The organism is Streptomyces sp. NBC_00341 (genome assembly GCF_041435055.1).
In the GTDB taxonomy this organism is placed as follows: domain Bacteria; phylum Actinomycetota; class Actinomycetes; order Streptomycetales; family Streptomycetaceae; genus Streptomyces.
The window spans coordinates 233,618-250,636 of the sequence record NZ_CP108002.1 but is presented as its reverse complement, the minus strand read 5'-3'; the positions used below and the strand labels follow the sequence as shown (position 1 = coordinate 250,636).

Genomic DNA, 17,019 nt, shown 5'->3' with positions numbered 1-17,019 from the left:
GCGCGTCACCGGTTCTGCCGGTCCGCCACTTTCTCCGAATTACGCCTGCACAGTTGTTCGTTGCCAGGTGTTGTTGAGAGTGAAGGGCGCACGACCGCGCACTTCCCGGGTTCGAGGAAGCGCCCGGCTCTTCGCACGAACAGAGGCTCGCGCCTGTGACGATCCACCTCGTAGGTGACCTGATGATCCTGGCGGTCACGATCCGCGTTTTCGGCAAGGACGTCCACACCCTGCTGCGCCACCTGGCGGCCGCGGGAGTCCGGGTCGGGGTGAGCGAGCTGAACCGCCGTCCCCGTGACCGGAAGGAAGGCCGGTGACCGAGTACCGAAGCCGCACGCGTCCGGGCACAGAGCCGATGGCCCAGCAGCTCCCCGACCTCTCGTTCACCGCCTTCCACCAGATGAACCGGCCGCGCTACATCCACTACGCCGAGACGTTCCTGCACAACCGCCACGATGCCGAAGAAGCGATCGACAGCGCCTTCGAGCAGCTTCTGCGCACCTGGGACAAGGTCCTGCTCGTCGAGAACCCGTCCGGCTACGCGTGGACCGTCATGCGCAACAAGGTCAACGATCACAGCCGCGCGCGCAGGCGCCGGCCCCCGTTGCTCGACGACGAGGCCTTCAACACCTTCGCCCTGCGCGACGCCGTGGATCCGTACGGGCAGATCACCGAGACCCTCGCCCTCATGAGGGCCATGCGGCAGCTCACCGAGCGTCAGCTCGACGTCATGGTGATGACCTACCTCCACGGGCTCAACGCACCCGAAGTGGCCGACGTACTCGGCATCACCAGCGCCACCGTGCGCTCCACGGTCCGGCACGCGACGCGCCGGCTGCGGGACATCCTGGGACCGGACCGCGCCATGGAAGGGCGACGATGACACGCCACATCACGGAGTTCCTCTCCCGCGCACGCCTCGTCACCACCCCCTACACCCAGGAGGACATCAACGCCGCGGAGACCCGTCTCCTCGCCCGACTCCACGCCTCCGGCCCGTCCTGCTCGCCGCCGCCGTCGACCGTTCCCGTACCGGAGGAGCCGACGGAGCACGAAGCGGCCCAGAACCTTCAGACCCTCTGCCAGACCGTCGTCACCCGCAACACCGCCCTCAGCACCCTGGACACCTTCCTCACCCCGCAGCTCCCCGAACCCCCGGGCGCACGGGTCCTCGGCTGCATCCTCCAACTCGCGGAATCCGAGGAGAACGCCCGCTTCTGGTGGCAGTACGCGGCCGGCGCCGGCGACCCCGCGGCCTCCTACTGCCTCTACCTCCACCACCTCGCACTCGGCGAGCACGGTGAAGCCCGCTGGTGGTACGAGCAGACCGAGCAGATCCAGAGCGCGCCCCCCTCCACCGACGACTTCACCGACGCCGTGCCCGACGTCACCGCCGACGACGTGCCGGGCATCGTCAGCGACGCGCTCAACGCCGTGACGACCAGCGACGCGAGCCTGCTGCCGACAGCGCTGCGCATCCTCGGCGCGCTCAGGACCGACCCGGCCCCGGTGCCCGCCATGGTCGGAGCCGTGCTCGACTACGTACCCGCGGCGGTCGGCCACATAGACGACTTCGAGCTGCCCCTGCCCGCCCCCGGCTTCACGGACCACATCCGCAGCCTCACCGCCGGCAGCACGCCCGCCCCCGGAAGACCGTCCGTGCGCAACCGGCTCCAGCCCCGCCCCAAGTCCGCCCGCCCGCTCATCGCCGCCGCCCGCCGGGAACCGAAGTGGTGCTGGGGGTAGCGGCGGGCGTCAGCGGCCGGTCCGGCCGAGCGCCACGGCGAGTTCCGGCACGTCGGGCGGGTTGGCACCGGCCCTCGCGACGGTCACGGCCGCAGAGGCCGCCGCGTGGCGCAGGACATCGGTGACGGTGGCCCGGTCCACCGAGCGGAGCCGCTCCCGTCCCTCCACGCCGAGCAGCCCGTGCGCGGCGAGTGCGTGGAGGGTGCCCGACATGAAGGCGTCCCCCGCCCCCACCGTGTCCGCGACGTCGACCGGCGGCGCGCCGACCGACACCCGGCCGCCGGGCAGTACGGCCAGGGCCCCGTCACCGCCCCGGGTGACCAGTACCAGGGCCGGCCCGGCGGCGAGCCACCGTTCGGCGACCCGCCCCGGCTCCTGACCCGGGTACAGCCACTCCAGATCCTCGTCGCTCGCCTTGACCACATCGCTGAGCGCGACACAGCGCTCGACCTCGCGCACGGCCGCCTCGTGGTCCCCCATCAGCTCCGGCCGCACATTGGGGTCGTAACTGACGGTCGCCGCCGTCCGCAGCGACTCGACGGCGGCGACGACCGCGGACGCGCCCGGTGCCATCACGGCCGCGATCGACCCGGTATGGACGTGCCGGGGAGGCTGCTCCAAGGAGACCGGGCCCAGCGTCCAGGTGATCTCGAAGGTGTACGCGGCCCGCCCGGCACCGTCCAGAGTGACGGCGGCGGACGGAGTCGGGGCAGTGGCACCGTCCGTGCGGACCTCGACCCCGGCACCGGCCAGATGGCCGCGGATCCGCCGCCCGTGGGCGTCCGGCCCGAGCTGGGTGAGCAGGGTGACACCGTGTCCGAGCCTGGCCAGGCCGTACGCGACATTGGCCGGGCTGCCTCCCGGGTGGACCTGGTCGGCCGTACCCGGCAGCCGGACGATGTCGGCGACGCATTCACCGATGACCAGCAGGTCGTTTCTGTCGAGCATGAGGGTGGGGTCTCCTGGAGTGCGGTGACGTGGGTGTCCTGGCAGGCGGCACGGCCTCCGAACACCTTGGGCCCGATCCTGCCGCGTGTACAAGGAGTACGGGATCGCCGGCACGTGGGCGACCGCCATGAGGCCGGCACCGCGGTCATCACATACTGTGATCGAGTACGACGGCCGCCGCGCCGCGAACCCGCCATCGAGGAGGGACACATCGTCGTGACAGTAACTGACGGTAGGACCGCTCTGATCATCGGCGCGTCACGCGGGCTCGGGTACGCGCTGGCGGCCGAGTACCTGGCCCGGGGCCGACGGGTGACCGCGACGGTACGGGGCACCGGGCGGACCGGTCTGCATGACCTGGCCGACTCCTCAGGCGGCCGACTGGTCGTGGAGAGGGTCGACATCACGGTTCCGGAGCAGATCGCGGCGTTGCACGAGCGCCTGGCGCCGACGACTTTCGACCTGCTGTTCGTCAGTGCCGGGGTGACCAACGACCCCGAGGAGACCGTTGCCGACGTGCCGACGGAGACCTTTGTGCACCTGATGGTGACCAACGCGCTCAGCCCGATGCGGGTGGTCGAGGCGCTGCGGGACCTCGTCGCCCCGGACGGCACGATCGCGGTGATGTCCTCGGGCCAGGGGAGCGTCGCCAACAACGACAAGGGCGGCTTCGAGGTCTACCGGGCGAGCAAATCCGCCCTGAACCAGCTGATGCGCAGTTTCGCCGCACGGCACGCCGACGACCCGCGCACCCTGCTGCTCATGGCCCCCGGCTGGGTGAAGACCGACCTGGGCGGCCCCGCCGCGCGTCTGACGACCGACCAGAGCATCCCCGGCGTGGTCGATACGATCGAGTCCCAGAGGGCCAGGGGCGGACTGCGGTTCCTGGACTACGAGGGCCGGACCGTCCGCTGGTAGCGCAGGGGCCGGCCCGGAGCCTCAGCGGCCGGCGAACGCGCGGTCGAGGAGCGGCAGCAGGCGGTCCCAATGCCGCTGCAGCCCGGAGGCGCTGAACGCGTCGGTGTCGGACATGGTGAAGCCATGGGTGGTGCCCGGGTAGACCTCGCAGGTGTGGCTGACGCCCGCGGCGTCCAGGGCCTGGTCGAGCTCCCTGAGGGTCTCCGGGGTCATGTCGCCCTCGGCCAGGCCGAGGTGGACCTGGGCGGAGACCTCGGGGAAGCCGTGGTGCGGGCTGTCGGGTGCGTCGGTGACCAGGGCACTGGGGTGGAATCCGGCGACGGCCGCCACCTGATCGGGATGTGCGGCCGCGGTGCGCATCGCCAGGGTCCCGCCCATGCAGTAGCCGATCGCGGCGACCGGTCCGGCGCTGACCTCGGCCTGGCCGGTGAGGAACCCGAGGTAGGCCTCGGCGTCGCGCAGGGCGCGTTCGCTCGTGTGCGCCTTGATCAAGGGCATCACCTGGGCGAAGACCGCGGGCCGGTTCTCGCCGCTGATGTGCTCGGGAAGCTCGATCACCGGTGCCGCGCCGTGCCGGTAGAAGATGTTGGGGACGAGCACGTAGTACCCGTGCCCGGCCAGTTCGCGGGCCATCTCCTCCAGCACCGGCCGCACGCCGAAGGCGTCCGGGTACAGCAGCACGCCCGGGTGCCGCTCGTCACCGTCGGGGAAGGCGGCGAACGCGTCGGCCCGGCCGTCGGCGGTGGAAATCAACAGCGTTTTGGTAGGCACGTTCTTCCTTCTTCGGACTGATGCGGATACACCGTCGGAGGGCGACGGAGCGAAGACGTCAACCCGTGAGTCCGGGACGTCAGTTCACTTTCGCGAGCAAAGTACAACCTGTACGGCAGCAAATGCAATGACCGTAGTTCCTTGCCCGCGGTGAGTACCTCGCCCACGGCGGCAGCGGTGCAGGAGGCGAATTCGATCCAGTTCAATCCAGAAGGCGGGGCAGAGCGGGGAAGCGGCGGGCCGACACCTCGGGGCCGTGGCGGGCACGAACGGTCCGGATTTGCTGCCGCTCACGGATGTGATCCTTCGGCTCACCCCGTCTCGAGGCGAACTCACCGAAGTGCCGGTACGAGTGACGGAGCGCCACGTGGGCGGAGCCCGAGCGGCGCAACTCCCGGGCCGGGCCCGCCCGTAACCAAGTGACATGGGCTGATGGGTGATGAGCGGTGGATCACGGATGTACCGTGTCCGTACTTGAGTTCGAGCTGGCTGTGGCGGCCGCACGAGGAGACAGAACAATGAATGAGAACACGCTTTCCGCACCGCATCCCGTGAGCGCGCACCCCGCCCGCGTGTACAACGTCTGGCTGGGCGGGAAGGACCACTACGTCGTGGATCAGGAGGCGGCAGAGCTCGCAGCCCAGGCCAACCCGACGATCGTGCCGTCGGTCCGGGCCAACCGCGCCTTCCTCGGCCGCGCCGTACGTCACCTCACGGGTCTGGGTATCCGTCAGTTCCTCGACGTCGGCACGGGAATTCCCGCCGCGGCGAACACCCACGAGGTAGCGCAGCAGGCAGCCCCCGAATCGCGTGTCGTCTACGTCGACAACGACCCGATCGTGCTCACCCACGCGCGGGCGCTCCTGGTCAGCGGACCCGAGGGACAGACGGACTACGTGCAGGCCGACGTGCGCGACGTGGAAGCGATCCTCGAAGCGGCCGCCCGGAACCTGGACCTCGACCAGCCGGTCGGCCTCATGCTCGTGGCGATCCTTCAGTACATCAAGGACACCGAGGACCCCTGGGACATCACCCGCCGACTGCTGGACCGCCTGGCCCCCGGGAGTCACCTGGTGCTGTCGCACCCGGCCGCCGACGTCACCGCGCCCGAGGTCGCCGAGTCCATGCGGATCTACAACGAGCGCGCCGCCAGCCACGCCTCGGCCACTCCCCGCACCCACGCCGAGGTGCAGCGCTTCTTCGACGGCCTGGAGATCCTGGAACCGGGGCTCGTCACGCTGACCCGCTGGCGTCCGGGCCCGTCCGACGTCGCGGACGACACCCTGCCCATGTGGTGTGCTGTGGCCCGCAAGGCGTAACGGGTCGGTTCGCTGTCACCAAGCGCCGTGCCTGCCTTGCCGGTCGGCCGGGGCCGGGCCGTCGGATCATTCCCTCGGCTCGGCGGCCTCGGCATCGGATTCATGGTCGCCCACCGGCCGGTGGCAGTGCGCGCAGAACGGCCGCGAGGCCATGGGGGTCGTGGCGGGCGATGTTGTGACCGACGGGAAGTTCGTGAACCCGCCAGGCCGAGTCGTTGCGCAACCGTTCGGTCAGGGTGAGGAACGGGCTGTCCGGCCACACGCCACCGCTGATGAACGTCCGGGCGGGCGGCGTGTGTCCGGAGTCCTCCCGCAGCCTGACCGACTGGATGAAGCTCGCCAGCGGGTGCGGTCGCGCGCGGGGGTCGAGCCCGTCGGGGACCGTGACCCATCGGCCGTCGGCGCGGGAACCGGCGATGAACAACTCCCGGAAGCTGTCGCTGGTCAGGGACCAGCACGAATCCCCGTCGTCCGGAACATAGGCGTCGATGAAGACGAGGTGGTCCAGGCGGGGGCCGAGCCTGTCCGCGACCCCGGCGATCACCATCCCGCCGTAGCTGTGCCCGCACAGCGCCAGCGGCGTCCCGTCACAGCGGTCGATGATCTCTGCTACCTGGTCGATATGGGTGTCGAGGTTCGGCGGACGGTCCGCGTCGACCGGGCTGTCCGGCTCCAGCCCCGCCAGGGTCACCGCCTCGACCTGATGACCGGCTCGGTTCAGTTCGACGGCCACGGAGTCGAATACCCACCCGCCGTGCCAGCCGCCCGGCACCATGACGAATTTCATCAGGTCATCGTAGGCGGCGAGGGGTGCGCGTGGTGCCGCTTGAGCGGAATGCGACCGCGTTAGTACAACGTATTGACAAACCGTGGCGACGTTCCTAAGTTCTCGGGCGATCCCGCCTGTTGCCGCGTCCCGCCGACTCCGGTGATTCACAAGGCTGTTGGCTGTTCCTGATGAGTGCTCAGGTCCCGGTCGGGTGACGGAACACGGTCGCGTCGTGCGGCCCGCTCTTCTGGCTCTGCCGCGTATCCCATGGCCTACTCCCACACGAGGTGAACCATGCACCGCAGAAGACTTCGAGGACACTCCCGTTGGCTCGGTGGCGTCGCTGCCGTTGTCGCCGGAACGCTGTTCGGCGTATTTCCCGGCGCCGGAGGCTACGCGGAGGCCGCTGCGGGGGCCGGCGCGGGGGCCTCCGCCGGGATAGCCGAGACGGCCGGTGCCACCACGCCGTTCGTGACGGTCGAGGCCGAATCCGGGACGCTCGGCGGCGCCGCCCGCGTCCGCTCGATCAGGCCCGGAGCGACGGTCCCGACCTCGGCCTCCCTGGAGACCGAGGCGTCGGGCAACGCGCTGGTCGAGCTCACGAACCCGGGTGACGCCGTGTCGGTGCCGAACAGCTCGGGCCGGAGCGCCAACACCCTCGTGGTCCGTGCCTCGATCCCCGACGCGCCGGACGGCGGCGGCACCAGCGCGTCGCTGGACCTGTACGTCAACGGCACGTTCCGTCAGGCGATCACGCTGAGTTCCGCGCAGGCGTGGAACTACCGCGAGGCGACCACGAACCCGGACGACCCCAAGGCCGGCGGGATGCCCTACCGCTTCTACAACGACTTCCCCGTCTGGATCTCGGGCACCCCGGTACCGGCCGGCAGCGCCGTCACGTTCCGTAAGGGAACCGGCAACACGGCCTCGGTCTACGACATCGACTCCGTCGACCTGGAAAACGTGGGACCCGCGCGGTCCCAGCCTGCGAACTCCCTCTCCGTGGTCAGTAATGGCGCAGATCCGGAGTCCGGGAAGGACTCCACGGTCGCCATCCAGAACACGGTGAACGCCGCCCGCCTGCAGGGGAAGACGGTGTGGATCCCGCGCGGCAGATACCTGACGAACAGCCTCGAACCCACGCCGCTCGACTTCACCGGTGTGACGGTGGAGGGCGCCGGGATGTGGTATTCGACGCTGTACCGCAAGAGCCCGCTGCCGGCCACGTCGTGGCGCTCGAAGACCCTGGTGGGTTCTGGCACCACGCTGCGCGACATCCAGATCGATTCGAACGCCGTGTGGCGCGGGGTCGGCGGCACCGGCGGCGCGGACTACGGCATCAACGCCAGCGGTGCCGGCGGATGGCTCGTCCAGCGGATCTGGACGCGGCACACCGACGCGAACTGGCTCTCCGGATCGAACGGCCTCATCGAGAACAGCCGGACCTCGGACGGCTACGGCGACGGGTTCAACATCAACAACGGCAACACGAAGGATCCGGACAAGCTGGGCGACAACATCACCGTCCGCAACAACTTTGCCCGGAACACCGGTGACGACTCCTTCGCGACGTACTCCGACGCGGGCGCGAGCGGCACCAACGGTCAGGTGACGGGGGCGAAGATCCTCAACAACACCGCGATCGCGCCCTGGTGGGCCAACGGCCTTCGAGTGGCCGGCGGCGAGAACGTCGAGGTCCGCGACAACCTCGTGAACAGCGTGTCCTCGAACAGTGCCCTGGACATCGGCGTGTTCGGGGACACCGGACACCCCCTGGAGTCCGCCACGATCAGCGGCAACGTCCTGATCGGCGGTGGCGGCTGGAACAGCGTCCGGCACGGGGTCCGAATCGGTTCCCCGAACAGCACCTCGCTCTTCCCCGACGCCTATACGCATGTCACCCTGAGCGACAACGTGATGCGCGGGGCCTTCCGGGCCGGCCTCTTCATCGACCTGACGCGGGTCGATGTGACGCTGAAGAACAACACCATCGACAGTCCCGAGACTCAGGGAATCCTGGTCGGTTCCGGCGTCACCGGCACCGGAGCGTTCGCGGGCAACACGGTCACGAATCTCCGTCCGGGCCAAGTGGCGCTGCGGAACGATTCCCCGGCCACGTTCCACATCACCGACTGACATCACGCCTGGCCGAGGCGGCCCGGCCGAAGCCTCTGCGACGCACTTCGTAAAGTGTATTGACAAAGTATGTTCGCCGTTCGTACGTTCTTATCGCACCCAGCCGACGACCGGCCTGAGCAGCGGTAACCCCCGCTTCACCCCGGTCGGCCGGCCGAACTCGCCCAGACCCCTACCGCCGCACCCCGCACGTGCGGCGCCGATGGGAGCGTGCAATCACCGTGACCACCCACACCAGGCGGGCGCTCGTCGTCCGCGGCGGTTGGAACGGGCACCAGCCCGTGACGATCAGCGACGGATTCCTTCCGTTCCTCAAGGAGCAGGGGTTCGCCGTCGAGACCTCCGAGGATCTCGCGGTGTACGAGGACGCGGAGAGACTCGCCGCAACCGACCTCATCGTGCACTGCTGGACGATGGGCACCATCACCCCCGAGCAGCGCGAGAACCTGTCCGCGGCCGTACGGGCGGGCACCGGTCTCGCCGGCTGGCACGGTGGCATCGTCGACTGCTTCCACGACCACGGCTACCACCTGCTGACCGGCGGCAAGTTCGTGATGCACCCGCCCGGCTACCACGACCACACCTACAACTTCCTGCCCGAGCGCGCGGACCACCCGGTCATCGCGGGCCTCGACGACTTCTCCGTGCACACCGAGCAGTACTGGGTCCTCACCGACCCGCGTATCGACGTCCTGGCCACCACCACCTTCCCGGCCGCGGAACCGCACGACGGGCCCGCTGTGATGCCCGCCGTGTGGACCAGGACCTGGGGAGCAGGCCGGGTCTTCGTCTCGACCATCGGGCACAAGCCCGACGATTTCGAGGTGCCTCAGGTCCGCACGCTCACCGAGAGGGGACTGCTGTGGGCGTGCCGCTGAAGCCCTTGAACATCGGCATCGTCGGCGCGGGAAAGATCAGCGGCGCGTATCTGTCCACGCTGGAACGGCTGACGTCCGTGCGGCTCACCGCCGTCACCGACCTCGACGCCGGCCGCGCGCGGGCCGTCGCGGAGCAGGCCGGTGACGGGGTCTCCCTCGCGCCGACCGTCGCCGGCCTGGTCGCCCGCGACGACGTGGACGCCGTCCTCAACCTCACCGTCCCGGCCGCGCACGCGGACGTCGCGCTGACGGCACTCGCCGCGGGCAAGCACGTGTACGGCGAGAAGCCCCTCGCCGCCGACCGCAAGGAGGCCGACGCCGTGCTCGCCGCGGCTCGTGCGGCCGGACTGCGGCTCTGCTGCGCCCCCGACACCGTCCTGGGCACCGGAACGCAGACCGCGCGCAAGGCCGTTGACGACGGTCTGATCGGCCGCCCGGTCGCGGCCACCGCCTTCATGACGACCGCGGGCCACGAGAAGTGGCACCCGGATCCGGAGTTCTACTACCGCCCCGGCGGCGGCCCCCTGCTCGACATGGGCCCGTACTACCTGTCGGCTCTGGTCCACCTGCTCGGCCCCGTGGTCAAGGTGACCGGTGCGTCCTCCCGGCCCCGCGCCGAGCGGACCATCGGCAGCGGACCCCGCGCGGGGCAGACCTTCCAGGTCGAGGTGGACACCCACATCACGGGCGTCCTGGAGCACGCGGACGGGGCCCTGTCCACGCTGGTGATGAGCTTCGACGTTCGTGCCGCGCGGCTGCCCCGCATCGAGGTGCACGGCACCGGCGCCTCCCTGTCCGTGCCGGACCCGAACCACTTCGACGGCCCCGTCGAGATCCACCGCGGCGACGGCTGGGAAACGCTGCCCGTGTCGGCCGGATACCGGGGCGCGGGCCGGGGCGCGGGTCTCGCGGATCTGGCCGAGGCGCTCCACAGCGGCCGCCCGCACCGCGCGTCCGCAGAGCTCGCCGCACATGTCCTGGACGTCATGCTCACGCTCATGGACGCGGCGGACGAGGGCCGGGCACTGCCGGTGACCACCACCTGCGAGCGCCCCGCTCCGGTGGCGGACACCAGCCTCTGACCGGCCCTCGTCCGCCGCCGGCGGCGTCCCCGACAACACCCCCGCTCGGCGCCACTCGGCCGAAGACATCCCGCCCGGCGCCACCCACCGAGCCCCGCGCCCGCCCGCAGCAACAGGAGACACCCTTCATGCACGACGACCGGAACCTGGTCGAAGCACGTCTGGACCGCGTCCTCAACGAACGCATTCGGCCGGCCGTCCACCCCGTCACCACCCCCCTGAACGTGGAGATCTGGTCCACGTCGGGCGAGCCCGTCCCCGTGGCCGAGGGCCTCACGGCGCCGGACCGTCCCATCACCCCGGGCACCGCGTGGGGTGCGCCATGGGGGACCAGCTGGTTCAAGGTCACCGGGACGGTCCCCGCGGAGTGGGCGGGCCGCACCGTCGAGGCCGTGCTCGACCTCGGCTTCACCCCGCGTACGCCCGGCTTCCAGTGCGAGGGCCTCGTCCACCGGCCCGACGGCACCCCGGTCAAGGGCCTTCACCCGCGCAACTCCTACGTACGGGTCGGATCACCGGTGGCCGGCGGGGAGCAGGTCGACTGGCGGATCGAGGCCGCCTCCAACCCCGACATCGACGCGAGCGGGGTGCCGTTCCAGCCGACGCCGATGGGCGACAGGGCCACCGCCGGCGATGCGCCGCAGTACGTCCTGGGCGAGATGAACCTGGCCGTGTTCGACGAGACGGTGTGGAACCTGGTCATGGACCTGGAGGTCCTCGGCGGGCTGATGGCGGAACTGCCGGTCGAGGGAGCGCGCCGCTGGGAGATCCTGCGGGCGGTCGGCCGGGCGCTGGACGCCGTCGACCTCCAGGACGTGAACGGTACGGCGCGGGCCGCGCGCGAGGAACTGGCCGGTGTGCTCGCCGCTCCGGCCGCTCCCGCCGCGCACCGGATCAGCGCGGTCGGGCACGCGCACATCGACTCCGCCTGGCTGTGGCCGCTGCGTGAGACGGTGCGCAAGGTCGCCCGTACGACATCGAACATGACGGCCCTCCTGGAGGAGGAGCCGGACTTCGTCTTCGCGATGTCGCAGGCGCAGCAGTTCGCCTGGATCAAGGAGCACCGGCCGCAGGTGTACACGAAGGTCAAGAAGGCGGTCGCGGAGGGCCGGTTCGTGCCCACCGGCGGGATGTGGGTCGAGTCGGACACGAACATGCCGGGCTCGGAGGCGATGGCCCGTCAGTTCGTGCACGGCAAGCGGTTCTTCCTCGACGAGTTCGGCATCGAGAACGACGAGGCGTGGCTGCCCGACACCTTCGGCTTCGCGGCCGGGCTGCCGCAGATCATCAAGGCGGCCGGCTCCAAGTGGCTGCTGACGCAGAAGATCTCCTGGAGCAGGACCAACAAGTTCCCGCACCACACCTTCCAGTGGGAGGGCATCGACGGCACCCGGATCTTCACGCACTTCCCGCCCGTCGACTCGTACAACTGCGAGATGAACGGCCGGCAGATCGCCCACGCCGCACGGAATTTCAAGGAGAAGGGGGTCGCCTCGCGGTCGCTCGCACCGACCGGATTCGGTGACGGCGGGGGCGGCACCACCCGCGAGATGGTCGCCAAGGCCGCGCGCATGGGCAGCCTCGAAGGCTCGGCGACCGTGGAGTGGGAGACTCCCGCCGGCTTCTTCACCAAGGCCGAGGCCGAGTACCCCGACCCGCCCGTCTGGGTCGGTGAACTGTACCTCGAACTGCACCGCGCCACCCTGACCAGCCAGGCGCAGACGAAGCGCGGCAACCGGCGCAGCGAGTCCCTTCTGTCGGAGGCCGAACTGTGGGCCACGACCGCTGCGGTGCGGACCGCGTTCCCCTACCCCTACGAGGAACTGGACCGGATCTGGAAGACGGTGCTGCTGCACCAGTTCCACGACATCCTGCCCGGCTCGTCCATCGCCTGGGTGCACCGCGAGGCGCGCGAGACCTACGCCCGGCTCGCCGCCGAGCTGGAGGACATCATCGGCGGGGCGCAGCGCGCACTGGCCGGTGACGCGTCCGGCGGCACCGATCTGGCCTTCAACTCGGCACCGCACAACCGTGGTTCGGTACCCGCCGGTGGTGCTTCGCCCCGGCCGGCCCACAAAGAGGCGGTAGTTCCCGTACCGCTCGACGGTGGCGGATACGTCCTGGACAACGGACTGTTGCGGGTCGAGATCGACGGACGCGGCCTTGTCGTCTCCGTGTACGACCACGGCGCGGAGCGCGAGGCCATCGCGCCGGGCCAGGCGGCCAACCTCCTCCAACTGCACCCCGACTTCCCCAACCAGTGGGACGCCTGGGACGTCGACGCCTTCTACCGGAACGTCGGCAGTGACCTCACCGACGTCACCGAACTGGGCGTCGAGGGAGCGGCGGTGCGCGTCGAGCGGTCCTTCGGTGACTCCCGCGTCGTCCAGCACCTGACGGTCCCGGCCCGTGCCAAGCGGCTCGACATCGCCACCGAGGTCGACTGGCACGAGACCGAACGCTTCCTGAAACTGGCCTTCCCCCTGGACGTGAAGGCCGACCGGTACGCCTCCGAGACCCAGTTCGGCCACGTGTACCGGCCCACCCACCAGAACACGAGCTGGGAGTGGGCCAAGTTCGAGGCCTGCAACCACCGTTTCGTGCACGTCGACGAGCCGGGCTGGGGTGTCGCGATCGTGAACGACGCGACGTACGGCCACGACGTGACGCGTGCCGTGCGGACCGGGACCGACGCCGGCACGACCACGACCGTACGGGCGTCGCTGCTGCGTGCGCCCCGCTACCCCGACCCCGAGACCGACCAGGGCGTCCACCGGTTCCACCACGCACTGGTGCCGGGCGCGACGATCGGTGACGCGGTCCGCGAGGGCCACCGGGCCAACCTGCCGGAGCGCCGGGTCACCGGCACCGCCGCCGAGGTCGCGCCACTGGTGACGGTGGACAACGACGCCGTCGTGGTCAGCGCGGTGAAGCTGGCCGACGACCGCAGCGGTGACCTGGTCGTACGCCTCTACGAAGCGCATGGCGGACGGGCCCGCGCCACCGTGCGCGCCGACGGCTTCGCCACCGCGAGGGCCGTCCCGACGGACCTCCTGGAGCGCCCGCTCACCGACGCCGAACCGCCGGCGGAGAACGCCGGCGGCGTGGTGCTCGCGCTGCGGCCGTTCCAACTGGTCACCCTGCGCCTGCCCCGCGCCTGACGACCTGCCGCCCGGGACGGCGGCACCCGTGCCGGGACGCCGGCGGCGCACAACCCGCCGCCGACGTCCCGGTGGGCCGGACGGCCTGTACGTACCGGAAGAGGACCGAAAGAGGACCGAAAGAGGGCCCCCGCATGACAGCCCGAGCCGCACACCCCGGACCACCGGAGCCGCAGGAACCACCCGGCCCACCAGAACCCCCCACCCCACCGCAGCCGCAGCAACGGCCCGAACCACCCGGACCGCCGGAGCCGTCCGAGCGGCCGGCAGCGGTCTGCGTCATGGACCCCGCCGTGGCCGATTCCGTACTCCCCGCAGACCTGCGCACCCGCCTCTCCGACGTGGTCCGCCTCGCTCCCGCCCCCGTCGGACACGATCTGGCGGCCGCCCTGGGCGACGCGGAGATCCTGATCAGCGGCTGGGGCTGCCCCCGGCTCACCGCCGGAGTCCTCGCGCACGCGCCCCGGCTGCGCGCCGTCATCCATGCCGCCGGGACCGTCAAGTCCCTGGTGAGCGAAGCGGTGTGGGAACGCGGCATCGTGGTCTCCTCGGCCGCCGACGCCAATGCGGGGCCCGTCGCCTCTTACACCGTCGCCCTCATCGGCCTCGCCGCCCGCCGGACCCTGACGATGGCCGCCGGATACCCCGGCGTGTGGCCCGGCGCCGCCGACCGCTCCGGCGCCGACGGGCTCACCGTGGGCATCGTCGGCGCCTCGCGCATCGGCCGCCGGGTGATGGCCGAACTGGCCAGATCCGGCGCGGGCCACGAGATCCTGCTGTACGACCCGTATGTCACGGATGAGACCGCGCGCCTGCTCGGCGCGCGGCGGACCGGCCTCGCCGAGCTGTGCCGGCTGTCCCGGGTGGTGAGCGTTCACGTCCCGCTGCTGCCGGAGACGGAGGGCCTGATCGACGCCGCCATGCTCGCGCTCCTGCCCGACGGAGGCGCGCTGATCAACACCGCCAGGGGCGCCGTCGTCGACACGGACGCCCTCGCCCGGGAGTGCACGACCGGCCGCATCGAGGCCTACCTCGACGTGACGGACCCCGAACCCCTGCCCGTGGGCCATCCGCTGTCGGCCCTGCCGAACGTGCTGCTCACTCCGCACATCGCCGGCGCACAGGGCAGCGAGGTGCGACGGCTCGGACAGTACGCGGTCGAGGAGACCGAACGCTGGGTGGCGGGGGAACCGCTGCTCGGCGAGGTCACCCGCGAAGCACTCCCGCGGCTGGCCTGACCCGGCGGCGCGAACCGCTCGCTCACTCGCCACCCCCCCATGGACGTCACATCACTCATCGCACCACCTCACGCAGCCGGCCCCGAGACGCGGCCGACCACGCCTGATCCCCGGTGAAAGGGCTTGATGTCATGACAACACTTGAGCAACCGGCCGCCCGCGCGGCCGAGGAGGGCGGGCAGGCGGGCCGCGAGCGGCCCGGCCGCCCACGCCGCCGACGCGACACCGCCCTGTTCTGGTTCCTGATCCCGGGCACCGTGGTCCTGCTGCTGTTCCACTACATACCGCTGCTGGGCAACGTCATCGCGTTCCAGGACTATCAGCCCTACATCGGCATACTGCACAGTCCGTGGAACGGGCTGAAGAACTTCGAGGTCCTCTTCAACGGCGACGACCAGTTCGTCCGCGCGCTCGTCAACACGCTCGAACTCACCCTGATCCAGGTGGTGTTCGTCTTCCCGGTGCCGATTCTGCTGGCCCTGGCGCTGAACAGCCTGGTGAGCGAACGGGTCAAGAAGTGGGTGCAGAACGTCCTGTACCTGCCGCACTTCCTGTCCTGGGTGGTCGTCGTCGCCCTCTTCCAACAGCTGCTGGGCAACGGCGGCATGCTCAACCTGTTCCTCCAGGCCCACGACATGGGCACCTGGAACATCATCGGGAACCCCGAGCTGTTCAAGACCCTGCTCACCTCCCAAGTCATCTGGAAGGACACCGGCTGGGGCACGATCCTCTTCCTGGCCGCGCTCTCCCGCGTCGACAACGACCTCTACGAGGCGGCGGCCATGGACGGCGCGAGCCGGCTGCGGCAGACCTGGCACGTCACCCTGCCCGCCCTGCGCGGACTGGTGATCCTGCTCCTCATCCTGCGCCTCGGTGACGCCCTGTCCGTCGGCTTCGAACAGATCCTGCTGCAACAGGGAGGTGTCGGCCTGGAGAACAGCGAGGTCCTGGACACCTACGTCTACAACCACGGCCTCATCGGCGGGGATTGGGGCGTCAGCGCCGCCGTCGGCCTCGTCAAGGGAGTCATCGGGGTCGCGCTCGTCCTGGGCGCCAACAAGATCGCCCACCTGTTCGGCGAGGAAGGAGTGTACAAGTCATGACAACACTGTCGCCCGCACACCCGGTGCGCCGCAGGCCCCGCAGGTCCTACAGCGCCATCCCCGGGGAAACGCCGGGCTCCCTGCCGTGGCGCACCCTCAAATCGCTGATCCTGCTGATCTGCGTCGTGCTGGTCCTGCTGCCGTTCCTCGCGATCATCTCGACCTCGCTCGCCGACACCGGCCAGGTCACCAGGGCCGGCGGCTACGTCCTGTGGCCCGACAACCCCAGCTGGTCCGCCTACTCGGCGCTGCTCTCCGGCGGCCTGGTGTCCAAGGCCATGCTGGTCAGCGTCGGCATCACCGTGGTCGGCACCGCGCTGAGCCTCGTCTGCTCCATCATGCTGGCGTACGGGCTCAGCCGGCCCGGCTCCTTCGGCCACCGGCCGGTCCTCATCATGCTGCTGATGACCATGCTGTTCGCCCCGGGCGTCATCCCCAGCTACCTGATGGTCAAACAGCTCGGCCTGATCAACAGCTACTGGTCGCTGATCCTGCCGACCATGATCAACGCGTTCAACGTGATCGTGCTGCGGTCCTTCTTCATGAGCATCCCCAAGGAGCTCCTGGACTCCGCGCGCATCGACGGCGCCTCCGAGACGACGATCCTCACCAGGATCGTGCTCCCGCTCTCCAAAGCCGCGGTGGCCGTCATCGGCCTGTTCTACGCGGTGACCTACTGGAACGCCTTCTTCAACGCGCTGCTCTACATCAACGACGCGTCCAAGTGGCCCATGCAGCTCGTGCTGCGTACCTATGTCGTCAACAACGCGGCGCTCAGCGGCGGTCAGGTGGACGTCGCCGCCGGGGCGCCGCTGCCGCCCGCCCAGTCCCTCCAGGCCGCGATCCTCGTGCTGTCGATCGTGCCCATCGTGATCGTCTACCCCTTCCTCCAGCGCCACATGAACAAGGGCGTGATGGTCGGAGCGGTGAAGGGATAAGGGGATAAACTG

At 70.2% G+C, this 17,019-nt stretch carries 15 protein-coding genes; 12 read left to right on the top strand and 3 right to left on the bottom strand.

Annotation, left to right across the window (positions count from 1 at the left end; all coding sequences use genetic code 11):
- Window positions 1-155: 155 nt before the first annotated feature.
- The 3 genes from OG892_RS01135 to OG892_RS01125 are packed head-to-tail and all read left to right on the top strand — an operon-like array spanning window position 156 to window position 1,746.
- A complete protein-coding gene (locus OG892_RS01135; RefSeq protein ID WP_328868189.1) occupies window positions 156-317 on the top strand; it encodes a hypothetical protein in 162 nt (53 codons plus the stop codon).
- Window positions 314-883, top strand: a complete 570-nt coding sequence (locus tag OG892_RS01130) for a sigma-70 family RNA polymerase sigma factor (protein ID WP_242436888.1) — start codon at window positions 314-316, stop codon at window positions 881-883. The genes OG892_RS01135 and OG892_RS01130 overlap by 4 nt, the downstream gene beginning before the upstream one ends.
- The gene (locus tag OG892_RS01125; protein WP_073738864.1) at window positions 880-1,746 is read left to right on the top strand and encodes a hypothetical protein; all 867 of its coding nucleotides are present in this window, start codon (window positions 880-882) and stop codon (window positions 1,744-1,746) included. The genes OG892_RS01130 and OG892_RS01125 overlap by 4 nt, the downstream gene beginning before the upstream one ends.
- A gap of 9 nt (window positions 1,747-1,755) precedes the next feature.
- On the opposite strand, the gene OG892_RS01120 is transcribed toward OG892_RS01125, so the two are convergent.
- Window positions 1,756-2,694, bottom strand: a complete 939-nt coding sequence (locus OG892_RS01120) for a carbohydrate kinase (RefSeq protein ID WP_371628202.1) — start codon at window positions 2,692-2,694, stop codon at window positions 1,756-1,758.
- A gap of 216 nt (window positions 2,695-2,910) precedes the next feature.
- Here OG892_RS01120 and OG892_RS01115 point away from each other — a divergent pair, with 216 nt between their 5' ends.
- Window positions 2,911-3,612 (top strand): SDR family oxidoreductase, encoded by a 702-nt coding sequence (locus tag OG892_RS01115; RefSeq protein ID WP_371628201.1) that lies wholly within the window; start codon window positions 2,911-2,913, stop codon window positions 3,610-3,612.
- 21 nt (window positions 3,613-3,633) lie between these two features.
- Here the strand turns inward: OG892_RS01115 and OG892_RS01110 are convergent, their stop codons facing one another.
- A complete protein-coding gene (locus tag OG892_RS01110; RefSeq protein ID WP_371628200.1) occupies window positions 3,634-4,383 on the bottom strand; it encodes a dienelactone hydrolase family protein in 750 nt (249 codons plus the stop codon).
- Between the two features lie 518 nt (window positions 4,384-4,901).
- Here OG892_RS01110 and OG892_RS01105 point away from each other — a divergent pair.
- Entirely contained in the window at window positions 4,902-5,702 is an 801-nt protein-coding gene (locus OG892_RS01105) for an SAM-dependent methyltransferase (RefSeq protein WP_328868192.1), read from the top strand.
- A gap of 100 nt (window positions 5,703-5,802) precedes the next feature.
- Here the strand turns inward: OG892_RS01105 and OG892_RS01100 are convergent, their stop codons facing one another.
- Window positions 5,803-6,489, bottom strand: coding sequence for an alpha/beta fold hydrolase (locus tag OG892_RS01100; protein ID WP_371628199.1), 687 nt, complete (start codon window positions 6,487-6,489; stop codon window positions 5,803-5,805).
- Window positions 6,490-6,765: 276 nt separating this feature from the next.
- On the opposite strand from OG892_RS01100, the gene OG892_RS01095 reads away from it, so the two are divergent.
- The 7 genes from OG892_RS01095 to OG892_RS01065 all read left to right on the top strand — a co-directional run bounded on the left by OG892_RS01095 (window position 6,766) and on the right by OG892_RS01065 (window position 17,007).
- Entirely contained in the window at window positions 6,766-8,607 is a 1,842-nt protein-coding gene (locus OG892_RS01095; protein ID WP_371628198.1) for a right-handed parallel beta-helix repeat-containing protein, read from the top strand.
- 221 nt (window positions 8,608-8,828) lie between these two features.
- Window positions 8,829-9,485: a ThuA domain-containing protein gene (locus OG892_RS01090; RefSeq protein ID WP_371628197.1), complete on the top strand. Its 657-nt coding sequence runs from the start codon at window positions 8,829-8,831 to the stop codon at window positions 9,483-9,485.
- Window positions 9,470-10,567 carry a Gfo/Idh/MocA family protein gene (locus OG892_RS01085; protein ID WP_371628196.1) on the top strand — a complete coding sequence of 366 codons (1,098 nt, stop codon included), beginning with the start codon at window positions 9,470-9,472 and terminating at the stop codon, window positions 10,565-10,567. The genes OG892_RS01090 and OG892_RS01085 overlap by 16 nt, the downstream gene beginning before the upstream one ends.
- A gap of 128 nt (window positions 10,568-10,695) precedes the next feature.
- Entirely contained in the window at window positions 10,696-13,728 is a 3,033-nt protein-coding gene (locus tag OG892_RS01080) for an alpha-mannosidase (RefSeq protein WP_371628195.1), read from the top strand.
- A 281-nt stretch (window positions 13,729-14,009) separates the two neighbouring features.
- Window positions 14,010-14,966 (top strand): hydroxyacid dehydrogenase, encoded by a 957-nt coding sequence (locus OG892_RS01075; protein ID WP_371628135.1) that lies wholly within the window; start codon window positions 14,010-14,012, stop codon window positions 14,964-14,966.
- A 131-nt stretch (window positions 14,967-15,097) separates the two neighbouring features.
- A complete protein-coding gene (locus tag OG892_RS01070) occupies window positions 15,098-16,069 on the top strand; it encodes an ABC transporter permease subunit (protein ID WP_328868198.1) in 972 nt (323 codons plus the stop codon).
- Entirely contained in the window at window positions 16,066-17,007 is a 942-nt protein-coding gene (locus OG892_RS01065; protein ID WP_073738854.1) for a carbohydrate ABC transporter permease, read from the top strand. Before OG892_RS01070 ends, OG892_RS01065 begins: the two co-directional genes overlap by 4 nt.
- Window positions 17,008-17,019 lie beyond the last annotated feature (12 nt).

Bases quoted from the DNA above. Each gene is read 5' to 3' on its own strand.
- OG892_RS01125 (WP_073738864.1), top strand. From the start codon at position 880: ATGACACGCCACATCACGGAGTTCCTCTCCCGCGCACGCCTCGTCACC.
- OG892_RS01120 (WP_371628202.1), bottom strand. From the start codon at position 2,694: ATGCTCGACAGAAACGACCTGCTGGTCATCGGTGAATGCGTCGCCGAC.
- OG892_RS01105 (WP_328868192.1), top strand. From the start codon at position 4,902: ATGAATGAGAACACGCTTTCCGCACCGCATCCCGTGAGCGCGCACCCC.
- OG892_RS01100 (WP_371628199.1), bottom strand. From the start codon at position 6,489: ATGAAATTCGTCATGGTGCCGGGCGGCTGGCACGGCGGGTGGGTATTC.
- OG892_RS01095 (WP_371628198.1), top strand. From the start codon at position 6,766: ATGCACCGCAGAAGACTTCGAGGACACTCCCGTTGGCTCGGTGGCGTC.
- OG892_RS01080 (WP_371628195.1), top strand. From the start codon at position 10,696: ATGCACGACGACCGGAACCTGGTCGAAGCACGTCTGGACCGCGTCCTC.
- OG892_RS01075 (WP_371628135.1), top strand. From the start codon at position 14,010: ATGGACCCCGCCGTGGCCGATTCCGTACTCCCCGCAGACCTGCGCACC.
- OG892_RS01070 (WP_328868198.1), top strand. From the start codon at position 15,098: ATGACAACACTTGAGCAACCGGCCGCCCGCGCGGCCGAGGAGGGCGGG.
- OG892_RS01065 (WP_073738854.1), top strand. From the start codon at position 16,066: ATGACAACACTGTCGCCCGCACACCCGGTGCGCCGCAGGCCCCGCAGG.